The 13,598-nt window shown below is 32.8% G+C and carries 11 protein-coding genes and 1 tRNA gene; 4 read left to right on the top strand and 8 right to left on the bottom strand.

The annotated features are described in order from the left end of the window. Positions 1–40: 40 nt before the first annotated feature. Positions 41–1,003, bottom strand: a complete 963-nt coding sequence (locus GN303_RS03695; RefSeq protein WP_110438884.1) for a complex I NDUFA9 subunit family protein — start codon at positions 1,001–1,003, stop codon at positions 41–43. A gap of 127 nt (positions 1,004–1,130) precedes the next feature. On the opposite strand from GN303_RS03695, the gene GN303_RS03690 reads away from it, so the two are divergent. The 4 genes from GN303_RS03690 to GN303_RS03675 all read left to right on the top strand — a co-directional run bounded on the left by GN303_RS03690 (position 1,131) and on the right by GN303_RS03675 (position 5,781). Continuing rightward, a tRNA-Leu gene (locus GN303_RS03690) sits at positions 1,131–1,217 on the top strand. Between the two features lie 441 nt (positions 1,218–1,658). Continuing rightward, positions 1,659–2,603 carry a restriction endonuclease gene (locus GN303_RS03685; protein WP_158523878.1) on the top strand — a complete coding sequence of 315 codons (945 nt, stop codon included), beginning with the start codon at positions 1,659–1,661 and terminating at the stop codon, positions 2,601–2,603. Positions 2,604–4,037: 1,434 nt separating this feature from the next. Then, the gene (locus GN303_RS03680) at positions 4,038–4,487 is read left to right on the top strand and encodes a LexA family protein (protein WP_110438882.1); all 450 of its coding nucleotides are present in this window, start codon (positions 4,038–4,040) and stop codon (positions 4,485–4,487) included. A gap of 28 nt (positions 4,488–4,515) precedes the next feature. Next, entirely contained in the window at positions 4,516–5,781 is a 1,266-nt protein-coding gene (locus GN303_RS03675; protein ID WP_110438881.1) for a Y-family DNA polymerase, read from the top strand. A gap of 173 nt (positions 5,782–5,954) precedes the next feature. Here the strand turns inward: GN303_RS03675 and GN303_RS03670 are convergent, their stop codons facing one another. The 7 genes from GN303_RS03670 to GN303_RS03640 all read right to left on the bottom strand — a co-directional run bounded on the left by GN303_RS03670 (position 5,955) and on the right by GN303_RS03640 (position 13,577). Next, a complete protein-coding gene (locus GN303_RS03670) occupies positions 5,955–7,175 on the bottom strand; it encodes a type II restriction endonuclease (RefSeq protein ID WP_110438880.1) in 1,221 nt (406 codons plus the stop codon). Beyond that, positions 7,176–7,628 (bottom strand): very short patch repair endonuclease, encoded by a 453-nt coding sequence (locus tag GN303_RS03665; protein ID WP_110438879.1) that lies wholly within the window; start codon positions 7,626–7,628, stop codon positions 7,176–7,178. 19 nt (positions 7,629–7,647) lie between these two features. Next, positions 7,648–8,850, bottom strand: a complete 1,203-nt coding sequence (dcm, locus tag GN303_RS03660) for a DNA (cytosine-5-)-methyltransferase (protein ID WP_110438878.1) — start codon at positions 8,848–8,850, stop codon at positions 7,648–7,650. Between the two features lie 706 nt (positions 8,851–9,556). Further along, positions 9,557–10,075, bottom strand: coding sequence for a hypothetical protein (locus GN303_RS03655; RefSeq protein ID WP_110438877.1), 519 nt, complete (start codon positions 10,073–10,075; stop codon positions 9,557–9,559). 1,289 nt (positions 10,076–11,364) lie between these two features. After that, the gene (locus GN303_RS03650) at positions 11,365–12,195 is read right to left on the bottom strand and encodes a hypothetical protein (RefSeq protein WP_110438875.1); all 831 of its coding nucleotides are present in this window, start codon (positions 12,193–12,195) and stop codon (positions 11,365–11,367) included. A 14-nt stretch (positions 12,196–12,209) separates the two neighbouring features. After that, a complete protein-coding gene (locus GN303_RS03645) occupies positions 12,210–12,797 on the bottom strand; it encodes a glycerophosphodiester phosphodiesterase (RefSeq protein WP_110438874.1) in 588 nt (195 codons plus the stop codon). A gap of 24 nt (positions 12,798–12,821) precedes the next feature. Further along, positions 12,822–13,577: a phage fiber-tail adaptor protein gene (locus tag GN303_RS03640; RefSeq protein ID WP_110438873.1), complete on the bottom strand. Its 756-nt coding sequence runs from the start codon at positions 13,575–13,577 to the stop codon at positions 12,822–12,824. Positions 13,578–13,598 lie beyond the last annotated feature (21 nt).

Below are 13,598 nucleotides of genomic sequence, written 5' to 3'. Positions count from 1 at the left end.
TAATAAAAAGACAGTACTACTGACCTTTTATAACTTTTTTTCAAATATAGGCTTCTTTTTGTAATTTTTTTAATTCTTCAAAGTCGCAAGCAGGCCTGTAACAATATAGATAAGCGGGAGCGATCATTTCAATTGAAGATGGAACAATACCTAGAGATTCAAAATTTTTACCCTTGTAACCAGCAACAGAATCATATTTCATTAAATTAACCAATCGTGCGGTCATTAAGGAACCTGGCATATATTCCAGGAAATAAGCCATTAATTTTATAAAATCTGGACATAACCCGCTTACATCATTTTTTCGATGAACTATTTTTAAAACCTTGGAAATCAACTCACGATTAGTAAGTATTTCAGGACCTGCCAACTCGTAAATTTCCCCATTATTTTCTTCATTTTCAACAATCTTAATAACAGCATCAGCAATGTCTCCTACATAGACAGGTTGTAAACGTGTATTAACATTATAAACTGGCATAATAGGGAAAAAAGTTGATAGAAATCCTAACTTATTCAAAAACTGATCTTCTGGACCAAAACTGATTCCAACCCTTACAATCGTTGAAGAAGGATATGTTTTCAATACAGTTTCCTCCCCCTTTTTCTTGCTGACCAGATATGAGGAGGGACTTGTGGAATCAGCACCCAAAGCAGAAAAATGCAATAAATTTTTGACACCTGCTGCACTTGCGATTTTTGCTATTTTTTCAGCGATTTTTACATTTATTTTTTCAAGATTACCCTTGCTTTTTCCAACAAAAGCTTCTGCCAGATTAATAACGACACTTGCACCTTCAATGGATCGAACAATAGTATTTTCTTGATCAAATGAACAAAACAATGGAGTAACCTGTCCAACATTACCAAATATTTTCTGTTCTCTCGTATGTGCAGGAAAAGGTACTGCCAATCTTATCACGTATCCCTGCTTAACCAACCGCTCAACAAGGTAATTTTCAATTAATCCATTACCACCAATAATCGTTGCTATTTTACGCATCAAACTTTCCCAGCTTCATAATCAAATTTATCGAATAGTGTTTATTCTCATTTGAAAAATTAAAAAAATCAAAAATTCCATTGACCAACTATAAGAACATCAGTAAGAAGTATCAATATATTTAAGAGCCCAAATGGCGGAATTGGTAGACGCGCAGGTTTCAGGTACCTGTAGCCGCAAGGCTGTGGAAGTTCGAGTCTTCTTTTGGGCACCATAAAAATGATAAACTAATCATGTAAAATGATATTTGGCACTACTGAATTGTATAAAATAATATAAATCTTTGTCAATTTTCTCATAAATTATTAAAAAAATATCTCACGAAACCCCTATTCATTTGTTTATGCTACCTAAATTTGCTTTTAACTTATTATTTTTCAGTTTTTATCTTTTTTATCCTTTTGCATCACAAGCTGCAACCAATAATTGGCAAATAGAATCTGTAACCAACAATCAAATAATTATTAAAAAAAAAGAAAAAAAATTTAATTTTTTTATCAATTTAAAGATCAATCAACCCATATTGATCAAGCTAGCCCTTATTCAATTCGATAATCAATTTAATAAGCAACCCTCAATTGTTTTCAAAACCGATCATCACTCTTACTATTTAAAAAAAAAGCAAAATACACATCCATTCATATATGAAACCTCATTGAATACGGATCAAAGCAATATATTTGCAAAAGAAATTATTACAAAAAAAAACGCATACATTACATTTCCCAATCAAACTATTGAACTTTCCTTACAAGGAACAACATCGATATTCAATACGGCTTTGAAAATTATTTCCGAGGAAAAAAATTCTTATACAAATAATACAACTTTTTTTATTTTATATAATTTTAAAAATTTAATATTTACATATCCATATCAATGGATTTTCATATTTATTATTGTTTTTATAACTATCTTTACTATCCGCAAAAAATTTACACTTAGAAATTCATTCCTGAAATTTACAAGCTTTTACCGTAAAAAAAGAGCTATGAAATTGGCAATCAATGAAATAAAACGTCATCGGAAAATATTAACACTTAAAAGAGAACAACTTTGTTATAAAGATGATTATGGCTCCATTATCGAAGATAGATGGTTCAAAGAAATACAACGATTTATTAAGACTAGAATTCGTCCGCGTCTGACAAAAAAAAATCTTGTTGATTTGTTACCATCAATCAAAAAACAACTGGTCAAACATATTCATATAATTGTTGAACAAACAAATTTAGAAAAAAAACAAAATGTTAATAACGTCAATTATCTAAAACCTCTGGAATATGAAGCATTTTGTGCAAATTTACTGCAACAGATTGGGTGGGATGCTAAGGTAACAAACGCTAGTGGCGATCAGGGAGCCGATGTCATTGCCTATAAAAACAACAAGACATTAATTTTACAATGCAAATTGTATACCAAACCGGTTGGCAACAAAGCAGTGCAAGAAGTTTTATCGGCAAAAGAATTTTATCACGCTGATTATGCCGCCGTTGTTTCCAATGCTTCTTATACTGTTTCAGCCCGACAATTGGCAAGTTCAGTTCAAGTTGCCCTATTGCATCATGAACTATTGCAACAATTTGCCAAAAAACTGTAGCTGAAAACAAAATCAAAATCATTTTGATTTTTATACAAATCAACAAAAATTTATTAGTTCAATTTTTATTTGAATTTCAATGATTTTTAATAATTTTATAATTAAAATATAAAAAAACAGTTAATTTTTTAATAATTAAGTATTGAATATCTTTATATCATTCCGTATAATATATTTCGCTTCCGGAAAATAGAATTGAAAACTTGTTTAAGCACCTTTTGTTCTCATTCTATTTTTCGGCTTTTTAAATGTATTTATTATATATCATTACATATTAGTTTTCAATTTTAAAAATTAATAATTTTTTTGCATTTAAAAAATATTATTTTAATATTTAAACTAATTCATTAAATATATATAATAAAATAAATAATTGATTTTTTGAATATATAAATACATTAATAAAAAAACCACCCCGTAGGGTGGCTATAATTCTAAACATTATGTTTAGTAATGTTTTACCGCATCTTCAAAGAAAAAATTTCTTCATTTTCAATTTACTAATATTAGGATTATTTACCATCTTTATTACCATTTGTTTCAACATTATTACTTTTAGTTAAAAATATGATAATATAAATTTTTCCAGTGATTGGCCACTACACAAACATAATGATAATTTATATCATCTTTTAAATTCACCTAACATACATGGTGTAGTAAAAGAATAAGAAGCGGAAAAATGACCTAATTATTTGATGTTCCATAATTTTTGCTGTCGTAATTTAATCAGGCAAAATTACTAATTTCCCATAATATCCATTAACATCATGTATATTCGCACCAATGGGAATTTTTCCATATCACCACCAAGCTGTAATATTTGCTGTCCCGATGTAAACATAGATTGTCTATCTGGAACAAACCTGATTAATGGACAATTTACAATTGATCCATCTGAAGCTTAATATTGGTCATTGATTTTCAATTAAGATACAGCTAACGATATGTTATCATTCGTTTTTTAATAATGATTTCGTCATATCGATGATAGGTTTCATTTAAGAACCCGCAACATATATTAAGCGATATAACAAGATTATAATTATATACTCATAAAAATTGTCTGTATAAATCTAAATTTCATAATTTAACCTAATAAAAACTAAAATCAATTACTGAATACACTCCAATCTCAAAAGATAACCATCTGATTTATATATATAATTCATGGTATAAATAAATATATTCATTAACTTTAACGATTTATATCGGTCATAATTACCCAATATCTAGATTGTAATTTTTCGGACTTTAAAATTCATTCTTACTATTAAATAATTAATCCGTTTATCCTAAATGATCCCATATCTCAAACTTGATAACAAAGCCAAATAAGTCATTCAAATAACTATAAAAATTTTTATTCTTTCATTGATTAATAGAAAATTAACTTTTATAGTCAGCCAAAAAATTATTTATGGAGATCAAATTATGGTTGAGACAGAAATAGTTTCCATTCACCCTGTCCATCCTGACACACGCAGATATTTTTTACCTCACATTGAAATGCTGGTGAAAGCGGGTTTCCCCTCTCCTGCAGATGACTATCTTGAAGGGAAACTGGAGCTCACAGAACATTTGGTTGATCATCCTTCTGCAACTTATTACATACGGGTTTCTGGAGATTCCATGATTGATTACGGTATTTTCGATCATGATCTTTTGGTAGTTGACCGATCGCTAGATCCCCGTCAGGGTGATATTGTCATTGTTTCTGTTGATGGAGAGTTAACCTGTAAAGCTTTGGCAATTAAAAACAATATCCCTTATTTGAAATCTGGCAACCCTAATTACCCCCCTATAGAAATCAAGGATAAAGAAACCATGATCTGGGGAGTGGTCATTCATACAATCCATTCTTTCAGAAACCGCAATCGTTAAAAACTGTTCAACCATAATAAATAAAATAATGATTGGATTAATTGACTGTAATAATTTTTACGTTTCATGTGAACGTGTTTTTAATCCAAAATTGGAAAATCATCCAGTTGGTATTCTTTCAAATAACGATGGATGTGTTGTTGCCCGCTCTAACGAGCTTAAACCTTTCATCCCCATGGGAATGCCGGCATTTAAAATTCCTTCGGATTTACAAGAGAAAATCACTTTATTAAGTTCCAATTACGAACTTTATGGTGATATGAGCCAACGTGTCTTTGAAACAGTTCAGAATTATTTTTATCATGTTGAGCTTTATTCTATTGACGAAGCATTTATTCATTTGAATGGGGATCAGAAAACCAATAATTATTGTCGCTATGTTCAAAAAATCATTAAGAAAAACACTGGAATCCCTGTTTCCATTGGTCTGTCAACCACCAAAACTCTTGCAAAAATAGCCAACCATATCGCTAAAAAAGATAAAAAACATGAAGGTGTTTTCTGTTTAGATATTCATGGTCCTGATTTTAGACATATTCTTGAAAATTTACCAATTTCTGAAATATGGGGCATCGGCCGTCGCTTAAATGCCAAACTGATCGCAATGGGTATTGAAAATGCCTGGCAATTAAAAAATTGCAGCCCCAAATTTATGCAACAGCATTTTTCAGTTGTTTTGGAACGTACTGTTCTGGAATTAAGAGGAATTTCCTGTATTGAACTGACAGATTTTCATACACCAAAAAAAAATATAGTCGCTTCTCGAAGTTTTGGTCAAAGTACCAACAACCTGTTTGATATTGAGGAAGCCATTCGCTTGCATACCTGCCGAGCTGCCGAAAAATTAAGAAAACAGCATTCCATTACCCATGCTGTTCTGGTTTTTTTAAGAACCAACCGTTTTCACGATCAATCATTACAATACAACCCTTCCTTTGCCATATCCATGCCATATCCTACAGATGATAGCCGAGAAATCATCAGGGCTGCTCAAAAAGGGCTTCGTAAAATTTTCAGGGCTGAATACCATTATCATAAAGCAGGCATAATGCTTTTGGATATCATCCATAAAAATCAAAGACAGCTTGATTTTTTCACCCATATCCAAAATGACCAATCAATCAAGCGCAATAATAGTCTTATGCAAGTGATCGACAGGATTAATCAACAAATGGGATCTCATACGATTCTCATAGGTGGACAGAGAAAAAAGGCAAGATGGCACCTTAAACGGGAACAGTTGAGCCAACGCTATACAACACGATGGGATGAAATATTGAAATTACGAATTTAAAATTCTTATTGAGTAAATTGATCTGAGAATAATTATTATTCTATCTTGAAAAATTTATTAAATAACGGAGAAGATGGCAATCACAATATATAAATTACACCCGCTTTTGATAAGTTATCTTTAAAAGATATAAGTTTACCAGAAAACTATCACGATAAATTTTCGCATCTATATTAATTGGACAATAAACGCACATCTCCCACAAAAGATTCTAGGGTTTGAAGATGTCCTTGAATTTCCAAAGGATATTTATTTATTAAAGGTTTTGGCACCACCAATCTAACATTTGATTCACACATTTCCTGAAACTGATTTACCGAAACCCCTTCTTGCAATGTGAACAAATGTTTAACTGGGATACGATCCGCTTCATTTAATATTTGTCTCCATCTATCCTTACATGTTGTTTTAACAGCCAGCATTCTCAATTGTTTTGATAAAAAATGTTGATTTTTATAGGCATTTTCACATGGAAAAACAAAATCTGGTCTTTTACCATTTTCCGTCTCTGGTTGATATGAAAAATTTAACCCTTCCTTTAATTTCTCTTCTAAAAAAATCTCTCTAAGATGAAGCTCTAACGAACGACCTGACCGTGCTTTTCTTCTTTGCAAAATTTTTTTTGCTGTTTCAAGAAATGCGTCAATCGTACTAAATCCCTGCTGAATAAAAGAAAACTCTATATTTTTTTCAATATTTCTAAAAAGCTCAAATTCACAATTTCTACGTCTAATAAGACGCTCATTGATAGTATCACCAATATCAGGTATTAACTCAATTACTTTTTTAAAAATATCTATAGTTGTCGGAAAGTTATTTCTCCAATCTTCTGGTATATTCTCTGGTGACAAGCAACAAGAATTGTTTTTGTTCTTTTCTGCAAAGCAAATCCTATCCCAGGATCGAATAATATGTTTCCCGGGAATAATAACTCCTATAAGATTTTCAATCAAATCTTCCTCTGTTACATGATCACACACCCACACATTACAAAGAGAAACATCCCGTCCCTGTTGTCTTTGAAAAGAAAAAATGACCAAAGAACCCGTATTTTCAGGTTCAAGCAAAGCGGAATGCTGACCTCCCCAGTTTGTTATACGCACTTCATCTCGAGTTCCACCATCATGCCATTTGTTATTATACCATATTGCCGTTACATCCCTGATATCATGACAACTGTCAAGTCGCAGTTCGAATGTAACCCTTGGATTTTTTTTACCACTATATTGCAATGATGGAAAAAGATCCATAAGCAGCTTTTTAGGCATGTAAGGACCAGCCTGATGGGATCCTGATGCCAAAGTATCATTGGCTGAAAGACGTTTTACATACCAGACCCTATCCATTCTTCTCTGTTCATTCAGCCAATAAGAAAGTTCATTTAATGAGGCCATTTACTTTCCTCTAACTTGCATATTATCATTACATTTACGAAACCAGTAATCGGTAATAGACACCAGGTCTTCTACAGAAACCTTTTTTTTCCCCTTAATGGCACACTCCCATATAATCATCGACCTCCAACCAAGTTCCCTAAGATTACAAATAACATTCATATCCCTTTTCTTATTTGTCTCTATCTTATTTTTCCAGAATTTCACTCTTGATGAAGGCATCCTAAACAAATGGCAGTCATGCCCATGCCAAAAACAGCCATGAATAAAAATTACAGCATTATATTTTCGAAAAACCATATCTGGCTTGCCGGGCAGTTTATGATCATGCAACCTGTAACGATAACCTCGTGAATGCAATATTCTGCGTATAAACATTTCAGGAGCTGTATTTTTACAATGAATACACGACATTATTCTACTTCTAGTTTTCTGATCAACAATATCGATCATTTTAATAATGAAACACTTGTCAATTTTGCAAATGGGGAAGTATATGTCTGGCAACAGCCTCAACAACAGGAACCACGACCGCATTTCCGAATTGCCTGTATGCCTGGGTATCCGAAACGGGAATTTTAAAATCTGATTGCCCAGGCCTGTCAAACCCCATAAGCCGCGCACATTCTCTCGGGGTCAACCGTCTCGGGTTTTTATCGCATCCCTGTGAGACAAGAATTTCAGATCCGTCCTTGTAATAGCGTGCCGACAATGTTCTGGCCACACTGTCATGATCGCACAGTCCAAAACCAAAACCGTTTCCCGCCTTTTTATGCTTGTCAGCATAGTTTTGCAGATATTTCCATAATTTATCGGATAACGTGTATTTTTCGGAAACAGCGGCCTTTTTTCCCACGGTATAGTGGCTTTCCGGTTTTTCACTACCGTTTTCAGGGTGAAGGATTGCCGAGAGGCGGGGTCCTGACAACGGATCGGGCAAGGATAATGTGTCAAAACTGAAATCGTTTTTATCCAGAAACCCGACGATAAAAATACGCTCACGATGCTGGGGAACAAACCCTTTTCCATCAATGATACGCCAGTGCAGGCAATACCCAAGCTCATGTTCCAACACATTGCGAATGATTGAAAAGGTTCTTCCCCTGTCATGACTGACAAGATTTTTCACATTCTCCAACAGGAAACATCTTGGACGATGATATCTGATAATACGCGCGACATCGAAAAACAGGTTGCCCTGTGTCTCACATGCAAACCCGTGCTTCAATCCCAGGGATATTTTTTTTGACACGCCGGCAATTGAAAATGGCTGACATGGAAAACCCGCCAGCAGGATATCGTGATCAGGTATATCCCGCTCACTTATCCTGGTTATATCACCCGCAATTTCATGATTGCATGCATAATTGGCCCTATAGGTTTTTTGCGAATACATATTCCATTCGCTTGTAAACACACATTGACCGCCAATCCGGTCAAATCCACGTCTCAACCCCCCTATGCCCGCAAATAGATCAATGAACCTGAATTTACATTGTCCATTTCCCGCAATGGTTATCTTGTTTTGTAATAATGTCATAACAGCCTTACGCGGAACGGCTTCACCCTTTTCCCATCTATATAATGTTCTTTGTGTAAAACCTGCCTCATTAGCCAAATCTTTAATGGAAATCCCAGCCTGTTCTCGTAATTGTGCGAATTCTGTACGTAACATTTTAATCCAACATTATTTTATTTGGAAATAATATTGACATTATGTCATAAAATATTCAAAAATAAAAGCGTCAATAACTTTCCTGCAAAACCCTGACTACCGCAAAAATAACATCAATAACCATGATAACATCACCAAGTCTTATACTAAGCAGAACATTGATAATATATTGTAAATTTTAAAAAATTTATTTGTTTTTTTTAATAATCCTTAAGAACTACCCATTAATATGACAAGGTTGACAAATAAAAAAAAGATAGAAAAACAAATTAATGAATTAGATAGTTTTAGATGGATCAACAAAAGCGGTTTGTAAATTTTTTTGGATGATACTTTGTTTGAAATTGAAGCAATAATAATAATAAAAACTCGCTAATCTAAAGAATTGTAACAAAATAAAACAAAAGATATAAATTTCTTTTTTATTAACTGATAATTTTTTCATAATATCAAAACATGATAAAATTACAAAAAAAACTCAATATTTTTGGGAAATGTAAATTATACAGAATAACTTATTAAATGGCGGAGAAGGTGTCCGACGAATTAAACAAATAACAATTTGATAAATAAAATAAATTTAATATTTTTATCTTATTTATACCCCACATTATACCCCGAAATGAAAAAGCTTGTTTTTTTTATTTTAAAGATATTTTAGAAGCCTATAAATGCTTCTTTATTTAAAGAATAAAACATATAAATCCTAACAATCAATGGCCTGCTGGAAACGGTCGATATTCTTTTGCCAATCCGCCTTTCCCAATGCCGTATTGTAATACTTCTTGTGATACTGGGCCATTGCCGTTGCATTGTGGGAATCAGGCAGTATCTCCCTGATCCGGATATAGAAAACGCGGCACATGGCCGCGGCAAAGAAAAGGTTTCCTGTCAATGTCTCGGGTTTCGGTATCCCCCTGTTGTCCAGGTTAAAATCACCCGCGATATGCATTAAAAGACTTCTTAGTGGCTGCCTTCTGGCATTGTTGAGATAATTGTCCCAGATATCATGATAGGTAACGGGCTCCATCTGACATGGCCCCAACGCCGGCCCCTTGCCAAGCTGCCTGAGATATGTATAGTTGCATGCATATCCCTCCACCAGAAAAGTTCCCGTTACCTGATTGATCGCCCTTTGACCACCAAGATTTATATAATTCAGGACTGGTGTTATCACCTCATGTTTCAAATGGTTCAGATAAATTCCACCTGTCGTTTTGGTCATGCTAATTTTTCCTTTTTAGAATGAGGAGTGGATAATAAAAAACCCACCGCAATGGGTGGGTGACTGAAGTTTTACTGTTGTAAAACAATAATTTTAATTATATGAATTCAACCTTATCAATTGATCTAGGTCGTCGATATTGCATTGTATTATTTTGGCTAATGCATTTTTTTCATAACCTAATTTATTCATATAAAAGTTTAAGACTTTATTCAATAATTTAGATTTGCTTTCCTTTAAACCGTTTTCTTGACACATCAAGAGTTTTTCGCCAAATCCTGACAATCACATAGCTGGCATGAAAGACCATATTTGAATAAAGAATTTTACCTTGACCAAAAGAAAAGAAATTTCTTCATCTATTTTAAAAACCAAACATAAGCTTGATGCAAGGCGGCAACTTTTACGGAATAATCAGTTCCTAATAAGATAAATTAACAAGATTTTCAAATCTGATTTAAATGAAGATCAAAAAAAGAGGCATCATAAATAAACTTTTACAAACCATTATTTCAAAATACAACATCAATATACAATCAAATAATGACGCTCCTTTTTCTGATAAAATTCTAAAAGAAAACTTACAAAATGTTACTCATACACGTGAAGAAATTAAAGGTTGACTTTAGTAAAGCTAAACTCCAATTATGTGCAATGTAAGGCAATTTCTGAAATTTCATATTTGTAATTGACTTATCTTCATCTTTTGCGAGACAGAAAAATTCATTCTCAACTGAAACTGCAGAATGTACCATAAATCCACATCTTTATTTAAAAATGAATTAAATTAATAATTTGGATAGGTATAATTTTACTGACAGTAAATAACATTGAATGTCATTACAACATTACGTGATATTTTATAACAATAAAACGAATTTATCCATCAATATTAGTTTCTTGAACTAATATTATTTTTAATACGTAATAAATAAAAATATTCAAGCTACATATAATATTTAAACTGCCGCTGTTCCAAGTTTAACCCTTGGATGCTGCTTTGACATAATTCTGAATAATTATGAACTCCAACAAATCCATAATAATAACCACCATATAAGCCAACTCTTTCTTCAATACGCATATCAAATGAAATATCTATGTCCCAACAAAATATGGGCATACAGCCATAATTATTACCCTCCAAGAGCACCACAATTATAATGCGGTAAAATTCAATATTTATGAAAATATAAAAAAATTTCTTTAACAAGATGCATTATATATTATTCCTATAAATAATCTCCAATGCATCCTTTATCCATTTTAATTAATAATCAAGTATTCCATCATATATTTATTTCATATTGTATTACCAATTTTTTTGTAGCATCAGTTTTAAAATCAACTAATTTTCCAGTTTTTGTATCTGCAAAAGTCAACTTGAAACTTCCACCAGTCCAATCATACATTCCATGAAAAACATTAACTGTAGAATAATCACTAAGTTCTGGTAAGGACATCAATATTTTCGGATTAACGTACCAAAGATTATTTTCTGCATTTGCCACTTTCAGCTGATCATCCTGCAATATTAAGGTGCTGTTATCATCCCACTTTATCGTATTCAAATTTAACTGTTGGAATTGGGTTTTATAAGAAAAATAGGGAAATTCACCGGCTTTACTCGCTTCGATTGTCAATGTCGAGGCAAACATTTTTCTTACAACTGGATACATACTATTTGATATATTGACTTGTGCATCAAAAAATTTTCCAGATGCCATGGACGGACGGAAATGACCAAATGAAACTTGAATGATATCACCTGGATCAACAAATTCATTGATGGTCAACTCAGCCATATATACTCCAACCATTGTTGAATTTACATAATTTTCTGATGACTGTTTCCATACTCCATTAGCTGATATCCAACGTACAGCAATCGAAGGGTATTTTTGATTGTTATCAGCTTCTTCAAAGGATACTGCCGTCACTGTAATACTAATTGTTTCACTAAATATCGCAGGAACATTATAATATCCATAAGCATTACTGTTCGTATCTGTTGATTTAAATGTCCATATCCCATCACTATTCTTGTCAATTGTTGATGTTCCATTTATTTTTATTGGAAATTGTGACAGTTCACGACCCGCTATTATAATATCTTTCATTTTCAACCCCTTAATTAAAACGCTTGGACAGGATAATTGTTACACATTACTGAAGTCGTCCCCGTTTTAAGTGTTTTCAAAAAATTTCTATCATTTTCAGCAGTCCAAACACTCAATCCAACATCGGCATCAATGCATTTTTGTACAATTGAGGGATCTTGCGAAACAGTGTCAATTTGCCATAACAAAACCCCGTTTCCCAAAGTTTGCATTTGTTTAATAGCTGAATCGATATTGTTGTCTTCTCCAAATTGTAAATACCCTACACGACATTTTGAATCCAAAGAACGAACATGTTCCAATACTGAATAAACACCATTTTGAAAAGTCGCCAGATGGCTTAATCCATAAGATTGAATAGTTTTTACAATTTGCGTAACTTGATCTATAGTTTCAAACCTCTTGATTTCAGGATAAAATGGACGATTGACTTTTGCTATAAACTGACACCATTCATTTAGTGAACTTAATTTGACAACATCATAATAAGGTGTATTTTTAAAGCCAGAAAAACGTAAAGATTTTAGATCTTCATAGGTTGACGTTCGCAATTCCAAACTATGATCAAGCAGTCTGTCGGTTTGATTGTCATGCCATATAATGAATTTTCCATCCGTAGCTGTTGACTAAATATCAAATTCAAAGGATATCTCTTGATGGGCACGATAAGAATTTACAGCATTATATACTGTATTTTCTATAATTCTTGCTTTCCCGCCTCTATGCATTGTAATTTCAATTGGTCTGTTTGGCAGATTAAATGAACGTGTTTCATATACCTTATTTACTATTGAAAAAAGTGAGGCTGAAGGGGCGGCTTTTGTTGTAACGAGAGCTGAGGAATTGATTGATTTAACATGTAAATCTGTTGTTTCATCGTTTAAATTATTATCACCTTTTTCCCCTTTTGGACCTATAGCCCCCATAATGACGACAAGACCATCATTATTCTCATACAGCACACCCTCCGCACGAATTGGAAGAATACAGACAAAATCTAAAATCTCCTCTTTTTCTGTCTTGACTTCACATTTCAAGGGGACATCTTTATTAAGTTCCCCTCCATTGAAACGAACTGTAAAAGTTTGTTCCTGAAGCGAATATTTATCCGCCGTAACATTACTATCGCTTGTTGGACTAAACCTAACAGTTGCGATTGTATCATTTTCAAGCATACGGTTTTTTATAGAAAAACTATAGAATTTTTGCTCTGTTGGTCCCTTGCAAGATAAACGCAGTATTGTTCCACTCAAACATCCACCTGGCAACTCAAATATTTCACGATCATTTTGTTCAATAATATTATTTTTTTGAGATTTACATAGAGTTTCATTCACCGGTAAAATTTTTGGTTCATTATTATTAATTAAATAATTATTCATCTATTTATCCTTAATAAAAAA

Origin of the sequence: Commensalibacter melissae (assembly GCF_009734185.1) — a bacterium.
GTDB classification, from domain to species: domain Bacteria; phylum Pseudomonadota; class Alphaproteobacteria; order Acetobacterales; family Acetobacteraceae; genus Commensalibacter; species Commensalibacter melissae.
The sequence above is the reverse complement of the archived record's forward strand: the minus strand, read 5'-3'. Positions and strand labels throughout refer to the sequence as shown.

Excerpts from the sequence above, each read along its gene's own strand:
- GN303_RS03695 (WP_110438884.1), bottom strand. The coding sequence starts at position 1,003 with ATGCGTAAAATAGCAACGATTATTGGTGGTAATGGATTAATTGAAAAT.
- GN303_RS03680 (WP_110438882.1), top strand. The coding sequence starts at position 4,038 with ATGGTTGAGACAGAAATAGTTTCCATTCACCCTGTCCATCCTGACACA.
- GN303_RS03675 (WP_110438881.1), top strand. The coding sequence starts at position 4,516 with ATGATTGGATTAATTGACTGTAATAATTTTTACGTTTCATGTGAACGT.
- GN303_RS03670 (WP_110438880.1), bottom strand. The coding sequence starts at position 7,175 with ATGGCCTCATTAAATGAACTTTCTTATTGGCTGAATGAACAGAGAAGA.
- GN303_RS03665 (WP_110438879.1), bottom strand. The coding sequence starts at position 7,628 with ATGATCGATATTGTTGATCAGAAAACTAGAAGTAGAATAATGTCGTGT.
- dcm (WP_110438878.1), bottom strand. The coding sequence starts at position 8,850 with ATGTTACGTACAGAATTCGCACAATTACGAGAACAGGCTGGGATTTCC.
- GN303_RS03655 (WP_110438877.1), bottom strand. The coding sequence starts at position 10,075 with ATGACCAAAACGACAGGTGGAATTTATCTGAACCATTTGAAACATGAG.
- GN303_RS03650 (WP_110438875.1), bottom strand. The coding sequence starts at position 12,195 with ATGAAAGATATTATAATAGCGGGTCGTGAACTGTCACAATTTCCAATA.
- GN303_RS03640 (WP_110438873.1), bottom strand. The coding sequence starts at position 13,577 with ATGAATAATTATTTAATTAATAATAATGAACCAAAAATTTTACCGGTG.